Source organism: Castellaniella sp. GW247-6E4, from assembly GCF_040276065.1.
In the GTDB taxonomy this organism is placed as follows: domain Bacteria; phylum Pseudomonadota; class Gammaproteobacteria; order Burkholderiales; family Burkholderiaceae_B; genus Castellaniella.
In genome coordinates this window covers 161,286-178,736 of the sequence record NZ_JBELOI010000004.1, presented here as the reverse complement: position 1 = coordinate 178,736, position 17,451 = coordinate 161,286, and the positions used below count along the sequence as shown (strand labels likewise).

The 17,451-nt window shown below is 60.0% G+C and carries 19 protein-coding genes; 12 read left to right on the top strand and 7 right to left on the bottom strand.

What is annotated here, in order from left to right; all coding sequences use genetic code 11:
• Positions 1-437: 437 nt before the first annotated feature.
• From ABS761_RS07095 to ABS761_RS07080, 4 genes are all read right to left on the bottom strand, one after another.
• Positions 438-884, bottom strand: coding sequence for a hypothetical protein (locus ABS761_RS07095; protein ID WP_350407465.1), 447 nt, complete (start codon positions 882-884; stop codon positions 438-440).
• A 114-nt stretch (positions 885-998) separates the two neighbouring features.
• The gene (locus ABS761_RS07090) at positions 999-1,397 is read right to left on the bottom strand and encodes a RidA family protein (RefSeq protein ID WP_350407464.1); all 399 of its coding nucleotides are present in this window, start codon (positions 1,395-1,397) and stop codon (positions 999-1,001) included.
• 41 nt (positions 1,398-1,438) lie between these two features.
• A complete protein-coding gene (locus tag ABS761_RS07085; protein WP_350407463.1) occupies positions 1,439-2,155 on the bottom strand; it encodes a molybdate ABC transporter substrate-binding protein in 717 nt (238 codons plus the stop codon).
• Entirely contained in the window at positions 2,152-3,036 is an 885-nt protein-coding gene (locus ABS761_RS07080) for a fumarylacetoacetate hydrolase family protein (protein ID WP_350407462.1), read from the bottom strand. The genes ABS761_RS07085 and ABS761_RS07080 overlap by 4 nt, the downstream gene beginning before the upstream one ends.
• 158 nt (positions 3,037-3,194) lie before the next feature.
• On the opposite strand from ABS761_RS07080, the gene ABS761_RS07075 reads away from it, so the two are divergent.
• The 8 genes from ABS761_RS07075 (at position 3,195) to ABS761_RS07040 (ending at position 10,320) form a co-directional block, all read left to right on the top strand.
• A complete protein-coding gene (locus ABS761_RS07075) occupies positions 3,195-3,791 on the top strand; it encodes a carboxymuconolactone decarboxylase family protein (protein WP_350407461.1) in 597 nt (198 codons plus the stop codon).
• 10 nt (positions 3,792-3,801) lie between these two features.
• Positions 3,802-4,302, top strand: coding sequence for a 3-isopropylmalate dehydratase small subunit (locus ABS761_RS07070; RefSeq protein ID WP_350407460.1), 501 nt, complete (start codon positions 3,802-3,804; stop codon positions 4,300-4,302).
• Positions 4,299-5,561, top strand: a complete 1,263-nt coding sequence (locus ABS761_RS07065) for a 3-isopropylmalate dehydratase large subunit (protein WP_350407459.1) — start codon at positions 4,299-4,301, stop codon at positions 5,559-5,561. Before ABS761_RS07070 ends, ABS761_RS07065 begins: the two co-directional genes overlap by 4 nt.
• A gap of 258 nt (positions 5,562-5,819) precedes the next feature.
• Positions 5,820-6,650, top strand: a complete 831-nt coding sequence (locus tag ABS761_RS07060; protein ID WP_350407458.1) for a GntR family transcriptional regulator — start codon at positions 5,820-5,822, stop codon at positions 6,648-6,650.
• 174 nt (positions 6,651-6,824) lie between these two features.
• The gene (locus ABS761_RS07055) at positions 6,825-7,046 is read left to right on the top strand and encodes a heavy-metal-associated domain-containing protein (RefSeq protein ID WP_350407457.1); all 222 of its coding nucleotides are present in this window, start codon (positions 6,825-6,827) and stop codon (positions 7,044-7,046) included.
• A 72-nt stretch (positions 7,047-7,118) separates the two neighbouring features.
• Positions 7,119-9,023 (top strand): heavy metal translocating P-type ATPase, encoded by a 1,905-nt coding sequence (locus ABS761_RS07050; protein ID WP_350407456.1) that lies wholly within the window; start codon positions 7,119-7,121, stop codon positions 9,021-9,023.
• Positions 9,024-9,135: 112 nt separating this feature from the next.
• Positions 9,136-9,846 (top strand): Crp/Fnr family transcriptional regulator, encoded by a 711-nt coding sequence (locus ABS761_RS07045; RefSeq protein WP_350407455.1) that lies wholly within the window; start codon positions 9,136-9,138, stop codon positions 9,844-9,846.
• 12 nt (positions 9,847-9,858) lie between these two features.
• On the top strand, positions 9,859-10,320 hold the full coding sequence (locus ABS761_RS07040; RefSeq protein WP_350407454.1) for a methyltransferase family protein: 462 nt from the start codon (positions 9,859-9,861) through the stop codon (positions 10,318-10,320).
• A 72-nt stretch (positions 10,321-10,392) separates the two neighbouring features.
• Here the strand turns inward: ABS761_RS07040 and ABS761_RS07035 are convergent, their stop codons facing one another.
• Positions 10,393-11,076 carry a DNA-3-methyladenine glycosylase I gene (locus ABS761_RS07035; protein ID WP_350407453.1) on the bottom strand — a complete coding sequence of 228 codons (684 nt, stop codon included), beginning with the start codon at positions 11,074-11,076 and terminating at the stop codon, positions 10,393-10,395.
• 245 nt (positions 11,077-11,321) lie between these two features.
• Here ABS761_RS07035 and ABS761_RS07030 point away from each other — a divergent pair, with 245 nt between their 5' ends.
• The 4 genes from ABS761_RS07030 to ABS761_RS07015 all read left to right on the top strand — a co-directional run bounded on the left by ABS761_RS07030 (position 11,322) and on the right by ABS761_RS07015 (position 15,576).
• A complete protein-coding gene (locus ABS761_RS07030; protein ID WP_350407452.1) occupies positions 11,322-12,521 on the top strand; it encodes a cytochrome P450 in 1,200 nt (399 codons plus the stop codon).
• A gap of 130 nt (positions 12,522-12,651) precedes the next feature.
• Entirely contained in the window at positions 12,652-13,011 is a 360-nt protein-coding gene (fdxA, locus tag ABS761_RS07025; protein ID WP_350407451.1) for a ferredoxin, read from the top strand.
• Positions 13,012-13,189: 178 nt separating this feature from the next.
• On the top strand, positions 13,190-14,542 hold the full coding sequence (locus ABS761_RS07020) for an FAD-dependent oxidoreductase (RefSeq protein WP_350407450.1): 1,353 nt from the start codon (positions 13,190-13,192) through the stop codon (positions 14,540-14,542).
• A gap of 131 nt (positions 14,543-14,673) precedes the next feature.
• The gene (locus tag ABS761_RS07015) at positions 14,674-15,576 is read left to right on the top strand and encodes a LysR substrate-binding domain-containing protein (protein ID WP_350407449.1); all 903 of its coding nucleotides are present in this window, start codon (positions 14,674-14,676) and stop codon (positions 15,574-15,576) included.
• Positions 15,577-15,630: 54 nt separating this feature from the next.
• Here ABS761_RS07015 and ABS761_RS07010 read toward each other — a convergent pair whose 3' ends face one another.
• Both ABS761_RS07010 and ABS761_RS07005 read right to left on the bottom strand, forming a co-directional pair.
• Positions 15,631-16,509, bottom strand: a complete 879-nt coding sequence (locus tag ABS761_RS07010; RefSeq protein WP_350407448.1) for a lipid A biosynthesis lauroyl acyltransferase — start codon at positions 16,507-16,509, stop codon at positions 15,631-15,633.
• A 41-nt stretch (positions 16,510-16,550) separates the two neighbouring features.
• Positions 16,551-17,249 (bottom strand): glutamine amidotransferase, encoded by a 699-nt coding sequence (locus ABS761_RS07005; protein ID WP_350407446.1) that lies wholly within the window; start codon positions 17,247-17,249, stop codon positions 16,551-16,553.
• Positions 17,250-17,451 lie beyond the last annotated feature (202 nt).

The following is a 17,451-nucleotide window of genomic DNA, read 5'->3' as shown; positions in this document are numbered from 1 at the left end:
CGCCGCTGGGTGGCTCACATTTACTTCGCACTTGACAAGGAATCACGAAGGGGCGTGGATGCCACCAGAAAAGGCCGATGAGTTGATTGGTGAGGAGCCCTAGCGCCGCACTGGCCGTTGCCACCAGCAGGATCTGGCGCGTGTGGGTTCCGCCGTAGAGCCAGATCATTCCGATCAGGGCCGGTACTGCCCAGATAAGATCCTGCGCCAGGAAGAGAGCGAGGGAACGGATGAGGGGGTCTGGGTGTCCTGGCGCGTTGAGCCACAGAAAGAGCGACTGGTTGATGGTTTCCATAGAATTTTTGGGTCATCCAATTGTGGAACAGGTGTTCTTGCGCCCGCAAACGCTAGCGCCCTTGGCCATGAGAAACGGCGGCACGTGAATCCCGCCGCCAAATCGGCAGGGTGGCTACGCGATGAGTGGCCGCTCGTGCGGATCAGGCGAGGCGCAGGGGGGGAGCGCGGGCGCCGACCGGCGAGCCCAGCGGCGGGCTGTACCGGGGAGTGGGGGTTTTACTGACAAAAAAGACCAGATAACCCGGTGTAGCGGCCACCACCGATAAGGCGGGTTGTAATGGGAGCGCCGCTTGTGCAGCCACCGCACAAAATGGACAGATCTGGCTGTCGGGGTGATCCTGGGATGAGTGTCGAGAGCGATCTGTCAGGCCTGCCAGATCGATTGACGCCCCGCCAGATGCCACCGTGCTCTTTTCATCATAGAAGGTCGGCGACGATCGTGTGGCGTGGGCTTCGTGCCCTGCCAGGGTGTCGGGAGCGATCAGCGCACGCAACAGAAACACGATCGCGGTCAGGCAGAAAAAGACCTGCCATATCGTGATGCGCTTTGTTCCGTTGGCTGGGCGGGCAGCAGGCATGGACAGCATGATACGAGAAAAATAGCGATGCTGCCCCCTGGGGCGGGGGCCTTGATGCCGTACCGCATGAGCCGCCGCGGCGTTGCGGTGCGCGTCAAAGGGCGCGCGCACCGCGGCGTGCCGTCAGATGGCGGCGATGGCCTGGATTTCCACCAGCAGCCCCGGTTCGCTCAGGTGGCTGATTTCGACCATGGTGCTGGTCGGGAGACAGCCCGCGTGGCTGAACTCCTCGCGCGCCGCCACGATCTCCTTGAATTCGCGGATATCCACGGTGTAGATCGTCGTCCACACGACGTCCGCCATGGTGGCGCCTGCCGCATGCAAGCTGAGCTCCAGGTTGCGCAAGCATTGCCGGGTCTGCTCCAGCATGCTGTTGCCACCGACCTGGTGGCCGTCGCTGCTGCGCGCAAGCTGGCCGGATACGAAGATCAGGCTCTTGGGGTTATCGACGCGCACATAATGGTTATAGACGCTCGCTCGCACATTTTTGAAGCCTGGCGGGTTGCCTCGAGTGATCGACATGTTTTTCCTCTGGGACAAAGAAGGGCTGGATGGGGATGTTGTCAAGCGGGCTCGAAGCCCCCTTGGCGCCGCTGTTGCGCGGCATCGGGGCTGGTGAGCAGCGCGATGAGGTTCGATGCGATTGCCGCGTTGCCTGCCCGTGCTGGGATGGCCGCGGCATAGACCGTAGCCAGTTCGAAACGGGCGGGCAGCGTGCCGGCCAGGGACACGCCTGGGGTATACAGGATCTCGGTGACCTGCGTGCAGCCGATGGCGCCTTGTGCTCCGTGAGTGGCGAGTTCCCGCATGGCTGTGGCGCCGTTGGGAAAGGGTCGCAGGCGTGGTGCGAGGGATTCATCAAGTCCCAATTCAGCCAGGACTTTGGCGAAGTGGATGCCCGCGGTGGCTTTCTTCGGATCGGGGAAATAGATTTCCGGCGCCGTTCTCAGCGTCTGGGCAAGGGTCTGCGCATCGGTAGCCAGGGGGGCGGGGTCGCCCGCCCGGTGGGCAATCCCGGTTCGGACAACGCCCAGGGGGCGGATGCTGTCAGCCAGGAGCAGACCGTCCGCCGCGAGTTCGTCAATGAGTTTCTGACTGAGAATGATCAGGTCGCAGGGCGCGCCGCCCATGAAGTGCTCGCGCATCAGGCCGACTGCGCCGAAATCTCCCGAGATCTCGTACGCATGCAGGCGCCTGAACGTGTCTTTCATCTGGCCGACCAGGCCTTTGGCGGCCCCGGCACTCAGGATATGCAGCGGGGGGAGGGAGGAGGCACTCATTTCCCGGCCTCCCGCGCGACCACCGGGTTGCACAGTTCACCCAGTCCCGTGGCGGCGATCCTGACGACATCGCCGTCCCGCAGGAAGCGGGGTGGCGAAAAACCGATGCCCACGCCCACGGGAGTCCCCGTCGCGATGATATCCCCCGGAAGCAAGGTCAGCGCTTGCGAAAGGGTTGAAATCAGGGTTGGCACATCGAAGATCAGATCGGAAAACTGTGCGGCCTGGCGCTGCTCTTCGTTGACCCAGGTGCGCAGCAGGCAGTCTTGTGGCTGGATTTCGTCCCGTGTCGCAATCCAGGGGCCAAGAGGGCAAAAGGTATCGAGCGATTTGCCCAGGTGCCACTGCACGTGGCGCTTTTGCAGGTCGCGCGCAGTGACGTCGTTGAGCAGGACATAGCCAAAGACATGATCCATGGCGTCGTGCGGGCTCACCTGGCGGCAGGTCTTGCTGATCACCACGCCGATTTCGCCTTCATAGTCGACGGATTGCGTGTGGCTGGGGTCGAAGCGGATCGGGTCATGGGGGCCGGAGAGCGTGGTCGTCGCCTTGGAAAAGAACTGCGGGTATTCCGGGATGGCGGCGGCGCCCGTGGTCGCGTTGAAGCCGCTGCGGTCGAACTCGGCGGCGTGGTCCCGGTAGTTTTTGCCGACGGCAAATACGTTGCGCTGCAGTTGAGAAAACGGGGCCAGAAACTGGACCTCGTCTAGCGCAGCGACGTCTGTCGTAGGCAGGCCCGTGGTGTTGCCCGCAGTCATCAGATCCAACAGGGGGTTGGCCCCTTGGGTCAGGCTGGGCGCTAGGAATGTGGCGGTCCCTTGAGCCTCGTTGATCATTGCCAGCCGGATTTGGGTTTTCCATAGGCAGCGTCCGATTTTCATCAATGGCTCCTCATTTGGTGCTACAAGAGAGTGATAAGCTAAATGTAAAGTTATTATGACATGTTGACATCATGATGTCTAGTGTCATAAGATGAGTGTAATCTCACCTGCGAGAGTGGGTGGCCAGTGAGTGCCAGTAGCAAACAGGAGACTGAAAAGTGGACAAGATCACGCTCGTGAAACCGGACCAGGCCCACGGAGAAGTTGCCGAGATCTTTGCGGACATCCGAAGGGTGAAAGGCGATCGCTATCTGACGCCGACCTGGGGCTTTTTTGCGTTGGATGTGGACCTGCTGCGTCATTGGTGGGGGCTGACCAAGCGCTTGCAGATGATGGATGGCGACTTGCCGCAGACTTTGCGCAATGCCATTTCCTTGATTTGCGCGAGTGAAGTCGATTGCCCGCGCTGCATCAATAATCATCAAACCCACCTGATCGAGCATTTTGGAATGGATGCGGACGATGTCGCCGAGATTCTGGATTTCGAGAATTCCGATAAGGTCGATGCCAAAACCAAGGCGGTGCTGCGCTTTGCGCGCAAGATGGCTTTCACCGAAGGCCTGGTCGACGAGGATTTCCAGGCGCTGCGGAACAACGGGGTGACCGATCGCGGGGTGGCCGAAATCGTTTCGATGGCCATGATGGAATCGGGGATGGCGCGCCATGCGGTGGGGGTGGCGCAGTTCGAGGACGGGGACGCCTGGCCGCGCACCAATCTGCCGTCCGCCTTCTATGGCGAAAACGTCAATCGCTAGGTACGCCATCATGGACAGCGTGATCAAAGGGCAGGTGGCGGTACTGGGTGATTTCGTATCCGCCGATGTGATCTTGCCGGCCCGCCACTCTTTTCTGCCGCCTGCGGAGATGGCTGCCAACGTACTGGGCGAACTCGGTCCGGATGTCAATGAGCGCGTCCGCTCGCATCCGATCCTGGTGGTCGGCACGGCCTTCGGTTATGGGACGGGACGGGAATCCCCGGCGCGCGCACTCAGGGCCGCAGGGGTGCGGGCGATTATCGGCGGCCCCTTCGCGCGCATGTTTTTCCGCAACTGCCTGAATAATGGCATCCTGACCATTGAGTGCCCGGACCTGCTCGCCCAGGGCGTGCAGGAGGCCGATTCGGTGGCGGTCTCGCTGGATGATTCCACGATCCGCCACCGCGACGCGGTATTTCCCTTTCCGCCCATTGCGCCGGCAGTCCTGGCGATTATCGCAGCCGGCGGCCTGATTCCGTATGGCAGGACTCTGCTGGGAGTTTCGACATGACGCAAGAAACCATGACGTTCGTCGAGAAAGTGCTTTCGCGCTGCAGCGGCACTGCGGCCCGGGCCGGGCAGATCGTCGAGGTTCGTCCCGATTTTTCCTATTCGCACGATTATGCGAGTTTCGCCATTGATGCTTTCCGTGAAATGGGCGCCCGGGCCGTCGTCAATCCAGGGAGGGTGTGCATCTGCCTGGATCATGGCGTTCCGGCGAATAACGCGAAGGATGCCAATAACCACAAGAAGGTACGGGATTTCGCGGCCGACATGGACTTGGCCCGGTTCTATGAGGCTGGCACAGGCATCGCGCACCAGGTGATGCTCGAACAGGGCTGGATTCTCCCTGGCGCCTTGTGCGTGGCCAATGATTCGCATACCTGTTCGGGGGGCGGCATCGGTGCCCTGGCGTTGGCGACGGGGGAAACGGAGATCGGCTTTTTATGGGCAACCGGCCGCATCTGGTTCAAGGTGCCCACGACAATCCGGATCGAACTGGTGGGTGAATTTGGCACAGGGGTCTATGCCAAAGACCTGATGCTGTATCTGATCCGCGAACTCGGGGTGCTGGGGGCGCTGTACGAGTTCATGGAGTTCCACGGGCCCGCGGCCGCCCGGCTGTCAATCTCAGAGCGGTTCACGCTGTGCAATATGTCGGCGGAGGTGGGGGCCAAGGGCGCCGTGTTTCCGGCCGATGAGATCACGCGGGCGTATGTCGGTAATCGCGGCCGCTATGGTTGGGACGCGGTGCAGCCCGGGCCCCGGGCGGACTATTCTCGGGTCCTGACGATCGATTTGGGCGATGTGCCGCCGATGGTGACCTTGCCGGGCATGGAAGACCGGGGCGAACCCGTCGATGCGGTGGCCGGGCAGCCGATCGATCAGGTTTTCATCGGATCCTGCACCAATGCGCGGGCCGATGATCTGGCGATCGTCGCGCGAATCCTCCACGGGCGTCAGGTTGATCCAAAGATCCGCCTGCTGGTGGTTCCCGCGTCACGCGAGGTGATGCTGCAGGCCACCCAGGCTGGCGACATGGGCACCATCATTGCCGCGGGCGCAACCGTGATGCCCAGCGGCTGCGCGGTATGCGCCGGCGGTCATCAAGGGGTGTTGGCCGATGGCGAGCGGTGCCTGTCCACATCGAATCGCAACATGCCGGGACGGATGGGCAACAAGAATGCCGAGATCCTGCTGTGCAGTCCCGCGACGGCGGCGGCAAGTGCCCTGGAAGGCTGCATTGCCGACCCAAGGAGATATTTATAAGGTCGGCGCGCCAGCGGATTCGCGCGGAACTTTCTATCGCGGCGGAATCGCGTCGCAGGCCGAGCGCCGTCCGTTGGGCCTTGCCTGAACATGGCTTCGGCCCTTGGGGGCCTGGTGGCGGGGTACAATAGCCGCCTTTGGGGGCGCAGAAATCAATATTGATGAGAACAGCGCGACCGTGCGGGCCCATGGCGTGTTCAGCCAGTTGACTCTATTGTTGGGCAGTCAGGGCTCAATGACACACAAGAGAGGCTGACGTTGAACGATCAGGATACGGAGGTGCTGGAGGCTGGCGGCCTGCGCGTCGGCGAGGAGCAGCGTCTGGCGGATATCCAGAGAATCATTGAATCGGATCCGCTGAGTCCATCCAGCCCGGTGCCCTTGTATGCGCAATTGGCAACGCGCCTGTCGGCCTATATTGCCAGTCTTGGCGAGCAGGGGGTCGGGCGCCTGTTCCCGTCGGAAAACGAGTGCATTCGCATGTTCGGCGTGAGTCGGCCGACGGTGCGCCAGGCGATCTCCGAACTCATGGCACAGGGCCTGGTTCGCAAAGAGCGCGGCCGTGGGACGTTCATCTGCGAGCCCCGGATGGTCCATGACATTGGCCATATATTCGAAGACGATATGCGCGCAGCTCGCCGGACAGTGGAATTCAGTCTGCTGGAGCATGGCGAGGTATCGGCCCCGCGAGCCTTGCGGTCCGTGTTCGGAAGCGAGATCAAGCACTTGTATCGGTTCCTGCGCTTGCGGTCGGTCGCAGGCCGGGTGGTGGGGTTGGAAGAACGCTTTCTGCCCACGCGGTTCAAGCATTTCATTACGCCCAGGGTGTTGATGGAGGACCACGTGTTTGCGATTCTCAGGCTGTGCACCCAGGCCGATGAGATCACAACCATGAATGCCGTCCGCGCGGCCGCGCTCAATGAGCATGATGCCTCGCTGGCTGGTGTGCAAAAGGACTCCATGGCGTTGATTCGTGAAACCACATATTTCATCGATAAGAAAACGCCTGTGATGTATGGGATCGTGACGTTCCTGGCCGATTTATACCAGCTTCGATTCCAATCGACCGTCGAGTTGCGGGCGAAATAGGCCGGGCAAGCGCACCGCGAGTCACTTTGGCGGCGGCGCCCGCAAAAACAACAATGAGAATGATCCGCAGCGCCGTCGAGCCACGGCGCTGCTCAAACTTGTCGCCCGTCAATGCGTGAGAATGCCTTGGCCCCTTACGATTGAATCATCACTTCAATCTCAAGGAGCAAAGAAATGCAAAAGGCTGTTTTCAATATGGAGCCCTTCACCTGTCCGTCCTGTATAAAAAAAATCGAACAAACCGTGGGCAAGGTCGATGGTGTGCGGGACGTGCGGGTGATGTTCAATTCGGGGCGTGTCCGGGTTGAATTCGATGTGGCTAAAACCAGCGCCGATGCATTGCAAGACACCCTCGTGCGGCTGGGCTATCCAGTGTTGTCAAAGAAAGTCTCGTAGATGGATTTGGGTTGCGGCCGTCAAGCGCGGCCGGTATCTGACGAACTGAATTTGCATGTGCTGGAGTAGAACATGAACCGCATCAGAAATTCCCATATCGCCGGTGTCACCGGCCTCATGCTGTTGATTGCATTTACGCTGCACTTGACGGGCTTTTCTCACTATAAGGACGGCGTCCTTGTCGCCTCCACTGTAGTGGCTGGCTATTTCATTGCGGTCAAGGCATTCAAGGCTTTGCGCATGAAAGCCTTCAGCATTGAACTGCTGGTGACCATTGCCGTCATCGGGGCCCTGATCATCGGCGAGTACGTCGAGTCGGCGGTGGTCACCTTCCTCTTCATATTTGGCGCGTATCTCGAATCGCGCACTTTGGAAAAGACGCGCGCGTCGCTGCGCAACTTGATCGATATGACGCCGACGGAAGCCACGGTGATTCGTCCGGAAGGCCACGTCAAGGTTCCCGTCGAGGAGGTCGTCAAGGGTGATCGCGTGCTGATCCGTTCGGGCGAAAAGATCGCGGTGGACGGCGCCATTGTTTCGGGCCAGGCGCTGATTGTCGAGGCCGCCATCACCGGCGAATCCGTTCCAGCCAGCAAGGCGGCGGGCGACCGGGTATTCAGCGGGACCATCGTCGACAATGGGTACATCGAGGTCGCCGCTGATCGCGTGGGCGACGATACCACCTTCGCCAAGATCATCGAGATGGTGGAGGAAGCCCAGGAATCCAAGACCACGACACAAAAATTCCTGGATCGATTCGCCAATATTTATACGCCGGCCATCGTTGTGCTTTCCGTCCTGGTGTATGCCTTCACGCGCAACGTCGAACTGGCCCTGACGTTCCTGGTCATTGCTTGTCCAGGCGCGCTGGTGATCTCCGCACCTGTGTCGATGGTGGCGGGCATCGGCAACGGCGCGCGTAATGGCGTGCTGGTCAAGGGCGGCGAGATCATGGAAAAGCTGTCCAAGATCGATCTGGTCATCTTCGACAAGACCGGCACCCTCACCAAAGGCAAGCCCGAGGTCACCGAAGTCAAGAGCTGGGGGATGGACGAGGGTTCGCTGCTGCGTCTCGTGGCCGAGGCCGAGAAGGTTTCGGAGCACCATTTGGGCCAAACCATCGTGGCTGAGGCCCGGAGGCGCGAGCTGCCGCTCAACGAGGAGCCACAGGATGTCGTCATCGTCAAGGGGGGCGGGATGGTCGCCACGGTTGCCGGCCAGCTCCTGGCCATCGGCAATCGAAAGCTGATGGCGGACCAGGGGGTATCCGTAGACGCGCATGTCGAGACGTACGCCACCGCCCGCGAGAAGGCGGGCAATACCGCGGTGCTGGTCGCGGTGGACGGGCGTTTGGCGGGCGCCATTTCGATTGCCGACCAGATCAAGCCGGAAGCCAAGGCCGCCATCGGACAATTGCGCGCTGCCGGCGTCAAGAAAACCATCATGCTGACCGGCGACAATCGGCATACGGCGAAACTGGTCGGCGACGAACTCGGCCTCGATGAGGTTCATGCCGAGCTGTTGCCGCAGGACAAGGTGAGTTGGGTCGGCAAATTGCAGGGTCAGGGATATCGTGTGGCGATGGTGGGTGATGGCATCAACGATGCGCCCGCTCTCGCGACGGCCGACGTGGGTTTGGCCATGGGCATCGGCGGCACCGACATCTCGATGGAAACCGCCGATATCGTCCTGATGTCCGATCGGCTCGACCAGTTCGCGCATGCCCACTCGCTGGCCAAGGCGACGGTACGCAATATGCAGCAAAATACGATCGTGGCAGTGGGTACGGTGGTCCTGCTGCTGGCGGGTGTGTTGCTGGGCAAGATATTCCTGGCCTCGGGGATGCTCGTCCATGAACTCAGCGTGCTGCTGGTGACACTCAACGCGGTCAGGCTCATACGCTATCGTGCACGCGGGCAAAGCGGGCGGGATGACCGTGGTAGAGTGGCTGGCGATATTGCGCGCCAAGGCGCTTGAACGGCAACGCCCGCGCTGCTCCATGAATCGGGATTAGCCCCGACAAGGGATGCTTCGACATAGTGGCCGGAGCATCCGCCTTGATCCATTCGCCCATACAGGAGTCGTCCGAATGAGCGACAACCTCGCCGCCCCGGCGGCCGATACCGGGTCCGGACACGTGCAAAGCCTGTGTGTCTCGCGTGTACCGATCTTCAATCATCTTCCCCACGAAGCGCTTTCGGTCATTGCCGGCAAGGCCTTCATGCGTGTTTATGGGTGCGGGCAGTTCATTCACCGTGCCGGCGATCCATCGGATAGGCTGTTCATCGTCCATCGGGGGAAAATCAAGGTCTATCGTCTCTCCGATGCTGGTAAGGAACAACTTGTGCGCATCCTGCATCCAGGTGATTTTGCCGGGGAATTGGCCCTGTTTTCGGCCGCCGAGCAGGATTCTTACGCCGAGGCCATGCAATCGTCGGAGGTCTGTACGATCTATCAGGCGGACGTGCGCGAGCTTCTGCTTCAATACCCCGACATCAGCCTGCATGTGCTGGCGGAACTGGCCCGGCGCCTGGGTACCAGCGAGAAACAAACCGCGGCGATTGCCACGGCATCGATCAATGCTCGGCTGGGGCGATATCTCGCGGATCAAGCGGAACAAGAGGGCTCCCATCACTTCAGCCTGCCCATGAGCCGCAGGCACCTGGCCTCTTTTCTGGGCACTACGCCTGAAACCGTCAGCCGCAGGCTCGGGGAATTCGAGGAGGCCGGGTGGATTGCGCAGACCGGGCACCGCCGGATCGTCATCCTGGATCTCGACGCGCTCTTGCTGCTTGACTAGAAAGGATATGCCATGAGGCGACTTGAACTGCTTGTCCCGCCACCCCTCGTCATGCTGATGACGGGCCTGCTCATGTGGCTGCTGTCCAAAACGTTTCCTGTGCTGACCCTGTCTTGGCCCGGCGGCGCGATGACGGGGCTCGTTCTGAGCTTGCTGGGTGTGGCCATCAGCCTGGCGGGTGTCGCCGCCTTCAAACGCGCAGGCACCACGATCGATCCGAAGCACCCTGTGGAGGCCACCAGCCTCGTCAGTGTGGGAATTTACCGCTATAGCCGGAATCCAATGTATCTCGGCGTGCTGTTCGTGCTTGTCGGGTGGGCATTTTATTTAAGCCACATGTTGTCGGCCCTTTGCGTACTCTTTTTTATTGCCTATATCACGCGCTATCAGATTCTTCCCGAGGAACGTCTGTTGCAAGAAAAATTCGGGGTGGCGTTTCTGACGTATAAGGGTCGCGTCCGCCGCTGGTTATAGCGGCCCGGCTGCGGGGCCGCCCCGTTGCAAGCGCGTTTGAGGTGTCCGGCTTGGGCCGCGCCCGGAGGATTCCTAGAAAGCCGGGTGAATGCTCAATGCGAGCATGGCTGACAACTGGCATAGCGACCGGCCGGAGCTCTGTCTCAAGGCATTGAACGTGTCCTGTACGGCTTGCAGGTCGCGCTGGCTCGTAGGCGCTTGGGCGATAGCGCCCGCGGTCACCAGGCGTGCGACGACGTCGCTGGTCAGCAAGAAGGTGTCCTTGCCGACCAGGCGCAGAAACCCCGCTGCTGAACGCCCGCCCAGGCGGGCTCCGCGTTTGGCGAGCAGGCGCCACAAACCGATGATGTCCGCGGCCGGCCAGTCGGCGATGAATCCGACGAAGCTGCCGCCTTGTTCCCTGCGGATGTCCAGAATGAGTTGGGCATTTTTGGGTATGGTCTGCAATTTTGCGCGATGGCGGATGAGGCGCGCATTTTGCATGTGGCCCTCGATATCCGCCTCGCCAATCCGTGCCATGGCTTCGGGCACGAAGCCGGAAAATGCTTTTTCGAAGGCGGGCCACTTGGCGTCGACCACCGCGTGCTGTATGCCGGCTTGAAAGATCCGTTGTGTCATCGCGGACAAGCATCGATCATCGCCTTTGCGTTTCAACTCATCGGGTGTGAGCGCCTGAGGCAGAAATAATTCCATTGCATCATCGGAGTCGAAACGGTCGCGCGCTGCGTCGTAGAGCCACTGATAAGTCAGATCCATTGCCATTTCTCCGCATCCCGTCACCCGAGGCTCCCTGGGTTACCAGAACTATTGATACCATAAGACGCATATATAAGTGCCATATTATTATCAAATGAACTTATACCCATGCTAGCATGATGTCAATAATTCCATGAATAAGTACCCCTAAGCAAGAAAGGGCGGTGAAAGCGGCGTGAATTCACACGCACACAGTGGGTTATACGACGTTTTTAGGTTGTTTTGACACAGAAAAGGAGCAGGAGATGACCGTTGGCGCTGCGATAGCTATTGATAGCCAATTAGACAAGGAAATCAGAGAAGGATTTTCTCAATGGATCGGCAATACGCCGGTGTATTGGCATTCCGATAGGAATGCCTGGGTCGTGACTGGCTACGAGGAAGGGTTCCGCATCCTCAAGGAGGCTGAAACATTCTGGAGAGATATTCCCGAGCGGGAGGGCGCCACCGAGTTTTGGGGGCGGCACCTATTGAATCTGAGCGGGCGGGATCATCGACGCCTCCACACCATGCATATGCGCCTCACCGGGGAGGATTTTGCGGAATTGATCCGTCCGATGGCCTTTGGAATGGCGAAGCGCTTGGCCGCGGAACTGGTGGCGAGGGGATCGGCCGAACTGGCGGTGGAGTACGCGGACACGGTGCCGATGTACGTCGGCAGCAACTTTCTTGGTATCGATACCTCCGATGCGGATTTGATGAATGGTCTGAATCAACAGATGCAGATTCGCGCCGTCTGGAAAGAGGCGTTACACGCCAGGGAAGGGATCCCGCTCAGCAGCAAAGCGGCGCAGGATGGGCAAAAGGCCCTTGAGGCGGTCACCCAGATCATTCTGCCGACCATCAGGGACCGACGCGACAATCCGCGGGATGATTTGATCAGCAAGTTCTGGGCGGAGGGGCCGACCGTATTCTCCGACTGGAATGAAAGAGACGTCATGACCTTGTGCTGGAGCTGTCTGGACAATGAAACCAAGCCGCTGCTCAGGGGCCTGCTGTATATCCTTGCACGCGACCAGGAACTGCAAGCCAAATTACGGGCGAATCCTCAGGAAGTGCAAAACTATGTCGAGGAGGGGCTGCGCTATCTGACGCCCTTCAGGACTATCCGCCGGACGGTCCTCAAGGATGTCGATCTCAACGGAACCAAGATGAAGGCGGGCGATGGAATCTACGTGATCACGCCGCTGACCAACCGGAGCGAGGAAAAGTGGGGATGCCCCTATAGCTTCAACCCGGAACGGGAGCAGGCCACGCACTTCGCCCTGGGTTTTGGCGCAGGCTACTGCGTAGGCCGCTATGTCGGCCGCGTCGAGGCGGCGGAGACAATAAAGGCGCTCTTGGAGGAAACGACCTCGTTCGAGTTGGATCCCAAGGGACGCGAGCCGAAATGGGCCGGTGAAATGTATCATTCCATCGCCCCGTTGGATACACTGCTGAGGTAACGCGGCAGGGAGATTGTGCGGTGGGGCTTATCGCTGGGTTTCATTTTTGAGGAAAATTTTCATATGCCTCGAGTAGAGCGGTAAGCCCCGAATCTATCATCAAATTATAAGCAAGCCAGGAGACGAAAAGATGCCCCACATCATCACTGAGGCGTGTATCGACTGCATACACAAGGAATGTGTAAAGGAATGCCCGGTTGATTGTATATATGAAGGGGTGCGATCGCTGTATATTCAACCCGATGAGTGCATCGATTGCGGAGCCTGTGTTCCGGCGTGCCCCGAAGACGCCATTTTCTTTGACGAGGACGTGCCGGAAAATCTGGTGGAATATATTGCGGATAATTCCAGGTTTTTTTCGGAAATCCTGATAGGAAAACCTGAGCCGCTTGGATCCCCAGGCGCCGCCGCGCCGATTGGCAGCTATGGCGTTGATACCAGCCTGGTGGCCGGATTTCCGGAAAGACATAGCGCCTCTAAAGACCACTGACATCGTTCAGCGAGGTGCTTGATGAGCCAGGCCAGTTCGTCAAGGAGGTCGTTGGCCTGATGTCGCTTTAAGCAGACTCCACGGGCCCCTCGTTTGCGGGTCTATTACCCCTTGTGCTTTGGGATTGGCGTTTTCGGTATGTGTTCTTCTGAAATTCAACTTGCCGGGTGGGAATAATATGCAGTCCAAAAGAGTGGCGATTATCGGAGCCGGGCCCGGAGGGTTTTACGCGGCGCTCGAATTGCTCAAGCATTTCTCCGGCCAGATAGATATCATCGACAGGCTGCCCACGCCGTTTGGCCTCGTTCGGTACGGAATTGCTCCGGATAATCAGCGAATGAAATCGGTCTCCAAGGTGTTTTCCGGCCTGATCGATCAGTTTGACAATCTCAGGTTCATAGGCAATGTCGACTTCGGCTCCGATTTGCATAGAGACGACCTGTTGAGGCATTACGATGCCATCATATATGCGACGGGGGCTGCGGGCAGGCAATACCTGCGTGTCCCAGGAGAAGATCTGGCGGGCAGCTTCAGTGCGATGGATTTCGTGGATTGGTACAACGGACATCCTCTCAGGCGGATTTCCGATTTTTCGATGGCGTTCTCCAAAGCGGCGGTCGTGGGGGGCGGCAACGTTGCCTTGGACGTGGTCAGGATGCTGATCAACGAGATGGATGTCGTCAGATCGACCGATGTGCCCGATCGGGTTTTGCGCGAGCTCGAGCGCAACGCCGTCAGGGAGGTTTACCTCTTGGTGCGTAAGGGCCCCGCTCAGGTGAAGTTTACGCCGGTTGAACTGCGGGGGCTCGTCAATCTGAAGAACGTGGACATTGTCATTGATCCCGAGGACTTGAAGCTTACTCAGGATGAGTCTGATTATGTCGATGCTGACCAGCAGTGCCGCTTGAATATGAATATTTTGAAAACCATTGCCGAGCGGCCGCAGGCTGGATATGAAAAGAAAATTCATGTCAAATTCTGGCGCTCGGTGGCGTCCATTGGTGGAAACGGATCCGTCGAATGGCTGGATCTGCGCAGCAACAAGGCTCCGAGTGATGCATCGCCGAGTGCCGGCTCCGGAAACAGTCCCTGCAGGGTTTCCGTCGATGCCATATTTTCGGCTATCGGCAATGTCGTCGGCGCGGTCTCCGGCGTGCCCTTTGACGAGCGCCGGTCGATTGTCCCGAATATCGATGGGCAAATTACCGGTAAAGACGGGGTTGTGCTTCCCAACGAGTTCGTGACTGGTTGGGCCAAGCGCGGCCCATCCGGCACGGTGGGCACCAATCGCCAGGACTCGGCGGAAACAGTCGCCACCTTGTTGAAAAGCTGGGCATCGTCGGGTGACGGCCCTGATGCGGCCTCGACCAAGGCGGATATTACCGAAATTCTCAGAGAGCGGAATATCAAATTCACCACCTGGAATGACTGGATGAGCATCGACGATAAGGAGCTGTCGGCAGGTCGGGCGCAAAATAGGCCGCGCGTCAAATTTCAAAGCTTGGACGACATGATGGACTGTCTGGATTAAATCCATGAAGCATCCCGAAATTAAGCGCGCCTCGCGACGAGGTATCGGGAATTCATTACAAAATGAGGCGCCGGCTCTTGTTGAGCTGACAGAATGATATGATCGTTGCTCAAACCAGAGTGAGGCCCTATATGGCTATGCGCTTTGAGTTGCGTCATCTCCGCGCCTTTGTCCTGCTGGCCGAGGAACTGCACTTTCGGCGCGCCGCCGAGCGCCTGTGCATGACCCAGCCCGCCCTCAGCCGAACGATCCGCTCTTTGGAGGAGGATATCGGTGTCGAGCTTTTACTGCGCACGACCCGCAGCGTCGAGCTCACGGAGGCTGGTCGAGTGTTTTTGGCGGAATGCCGAGAGGTGCTGAGGCTGCTCGAGCGCGGTGTGATGCGGACCCATAGCGCGGCCCTGGGCGATGCGGGAAATGTTGCGGTGGCCTATACGGATTTCGCCATCAATGGCCCGCTTCCGCGCATACTGGAAACCTTTCGGCGCGATCACCCGGGGATCCGGGTCGAGCTCAGCTACATACCCACGGTATTCCAAAAAGAGGAAATCCTGGCCGGCCACATCGATGTGGGCTTGTTGATCGGGCCGTTTCAAAGCAAGGGCGTCAACTCCATCTCTGTCATGCGCGACCCCCTGGTCGCGTTGCTTCCGGATGGCCATCCGCTCACCCGGCGAGAGGCCATTACTCTCAAGGACTTGGCGGACGAACCCTTTGTCCTGGGGTCCAAGGACAGTTGGGCGGCCTATCGGCATGTGGTGTTCGAGGCATGCCGAGAGGCCGGTTTTTCGCCGAATGTCGTTCAGGAAGCGTCGACCAGCGACGGCATCTTTGGCCTCGTGTCGGCCAATATCGGGGTCTCGCTCTATCCCTCTTGCGTACGCAGTATCCAGCGCCAAGGCCTGACCATCCGGTCTTTGGAGGGGGTCGAGCACCCGGTCGAAACGCTGGCTGTTTGGCGCAGCGACAGCGTTTCGCCAAGCGTCCAGCGTTTTGTGGACACCCTGAGCGATACCATCGGGCACCCTCGGTAGTTCGGGCCAGCGAACGGGGGGTGTCCGCGTATCTCTTGTCCCTGCTCGGGACATTCAATAAATCGCAGCCTCGCCTTGCGGGCGGCGCTTGAATCGGCGATGCACCCAGTAGTATTGATCGGGTGTTTCACGGATGCGAGCCTCCAGGAACTGGTTCATCGCGAGCGCGTCGACCCGTACGTCGCCGCTCGGGAATGCCTGTAGGGCGGGATAGATCCGCAGCTTGTAGCCGCGATAGCCGGGCAGCACTTTCGAGACAAAGGGCACGACGCGCGCGCCGCTTAGCTGCGCCAGGCGCGACACGGCAGTCAGGGTGCAGGCCTGCACTCCAAAGAACGGCACGAATACCGAGTCGCGCAGGCCGAAGTCCATGTCCGCGGCCAGCATGATGGGTTTGCCGGACTTCAACACGTCCAGGATATTGCGCGCGCTGCCGTGGCGCGGAATCATCGTCGTGCCGAACCGCGCGCGCTGGCCTTTGGAGATCGCGTCCGTCACTTCGTCCGACATCGGGGTATAGATGGACGCGACCGGGTGTCGTATCGAGTAGTACATGCAGGCGGCTTCGATCCCGACGAAATGAAACCCCAGGAATATCGTCGGCTGGTCGTAACGGTCCCGTAGATCGATGGCACTGTCCAGCTCCACCAGACTCGTGATGGCGTGCGCGCTGCCGTACCACTGCAGGCCGCGCTCCAGGTAGCTGCGTATGACGTGTTGGAAGCTTGCCCGCGCCAGCCGCCGGCGTTCGGATTCGGACTGTTCAGGGAAGCACAGGCGCAGGTTGGTGTGCAGGATATGTCTGCGTTTTCCAGGGATCAGATACAGCATGGATCCCAGGATTTCACCCAGTCGGGCGACCAATCCGTACGGCAGGGAGGAAAGGGTGCGAAGCAGGCCGGCGGTGAGGGCGGTCTGTGTGCTGTTTTTCATGGAGTCGGGGCGAGCCGCCCGCATCGGGCCGAAGCCCAATGCTAGCACGCGCCCTCCAGCCAGGCTCCGAATACCGCGCGCGCCGCCAGTGCCAGCGCGGCGCCGTGCCGCGCGGCATCGTGTCTGATGATTTGCGGGTCGATCCCTCGAGCGGACAATTCGTGCGCATGGCCGATCAACCATCGCTCGATTTGCGCGTGATCGGCCTCCAGGTGAAATTGCAGGCCGAGGATCCGGGGCCCGAGGGAGAACGCCTGGTTGGGGAAGCCGGGTGTTTGCGCAAGTCGCACGGCACCCGCGGGGATCGAGAATTGATCGCCATGCCAATGCAGGACCGGCACAGTGCCGATGCCCCCCAGCGCCGAGGCCTGTCCCTCGTCCGTGAGTGAGAGGGGGGCGTAGCCGATTTCCGAGCATCCCGTGGCCACCACCTCGGCTCCGAGCGCCTGGGCCATGAGCTGGGCTCCGAGGCAGACGCCCAGCGTGGGCCTGTCCTGTGCCAGCCGGGCGGCGATGGCGCGCTGTTCGGCCAGCAGGAACGGGTAGCGGTCCGTTTCATAGACGCCGATCGGGCCTCCGAGGATGACCGCCAGATCGGCTTGCGCGAAGCCATCCGCATGGATGGAGTCCACGCCGGCCTCCAGGTACCGCAGTGAGTATCCGCGCTCAGTCAGCAATGGCGTCAGGATGCCCAGATCCTCGAAAGCGAGGTGACGGATGACCCAGGCGGTGCGTGTCATGATGCCGCCTCCAGTTCCGGGGTGGCGGTGATCAGGGCTTGCGATTGCATTGCATCCATGGGAACCCTCGTGCGTGCCCTTGCGGTGATAGACGCTATGTTATGCCCGCCGTCTTGCGCTGTCTTGCACTGTCTCGACAGGGGATGAATTTCCAGGCTTTCTGGCCTGGCCGGCGTTTGAGGCGGCGGAGGGGCCGATGATC

Bases quoted from the DNA above. Each gene is read 5' to 3' on its own strand.
- ABS761_RS07015 (WP_350407449.1), top strand. From the start codon at position 14,674: ATGGCTATGCGCTTTGAGTTGCGTCATCTCCGCGCCTTTGTCCTGCTG.
- ABS761_RS07055 (WP_350407457.1), top strand. From the start codon at position 6,825: ATGCAAAAGGCTGTTTTCAATATGGAGCCCTTCACCTGTCCGTCCTGT.
- ABS761_RS07085 (WP_350407463.1), bottom strand. From the start codon at position 2,155: ATGAGTGCCTCCTCCCTCCCCCCGCTGCATATCCTGAGTGCCGGGGCC.
- ABS761_RS07040 (WP_350407454.1), top strand. From the start codon at position 9,859: ATGAGGCGACTTGAACTGCTTGTCCCGCCACCCCTCGTCATGCTGATG.
- fdxA (WP_350407451.1), top strand. From the start codon at position 12,652: ATGCCCCACATCATCACTGAGGCGTGTATCGACTGCATACACAAGGAA.
- ABS761_RS07045 (WP_350407455.1), top strand. From the start codon at position 9,136: ATGAGCGACAACCTCGCCGCCCCGGCGGCCGATACCGGGTCCGGACAC.
- ABS761_RS07065 (WP_350407459.1), top strand. From the start codon at position 4,299: ATGACGCAAGAAACCATGACGTTCGTCGAGAAAGTGCTTTCGCGCTGC.
- ABS761_RS07050 (WP_350407456.1), top strand. From the start codon at position 7,119: ATGAACCGCATCAGAAATTCCCATATCGCCGGTGTCACCGGCCTCATG.
- ABS761_RS07070 (WP_350407460.1), top strand. From the start codon at position 3,802: ATGGACAGCGTGATCAAAGGGCAGGTGGCGGTACTGGGTGATTTCGTA.
- ABS761_RS07035 (WP_350407453.1), bottom strand. From the start codon at position 11,076: ATGGATCTGACTTATCAGTGGCTCTACGACGCAGCGCGCGACCGTTTC.
- ABS761_RS07095 (WP_350407465.1), bottom strand. From the start codon at position 884: ATGCTGTCCATGCCTGCTGCCCGCCCAGCCAACGGAACAAAGCGCATC.
- ABS761_RS07090 (WP_350407464.1), bottom strand. From the start codon at position 1,397: ATGTCGATCACTCGAGGCAACCCGCCAGGCTTCAAAAATGTGCGAGCG.
- ABS761_RS07020 (WP_350407450.1), top strand. From the start codon at position 13,190: ATGCAGTCCAAAAGAGTGGCGATTATCGGAGCCGGGCCCGGAGGGTTT.
- ABS761_RS07080 (WP_350407462.1), bottom strand. From the start codon at position 3,036: ATGAAAATCGGACGCTGCCTATGGAAAACCCAAATCCGGCTGGCAATG.
- ABS761_RS07010 (WP_350407448.1), bottom strand. From the start codon at position 16,509: ATGAAAAACAGCACACAGACCGCCCTCACCGCCGGCCTGCTTCGCACC.
- ABS761_RS07030 (WP_350407452.1), top strand. From the start codon at position 11,322: ATGACCGTTGGCGCTGCGATAGCTATTGATAGCCAATTAGACAAGGAA.
- ABS761_RS07005 (WP_350407446.1), bottom strand. From the start codon at position 17,249: ATGACACGCACCGCCTGGGTCATCCGTCACCTCGCTTTCGAGGATCTG.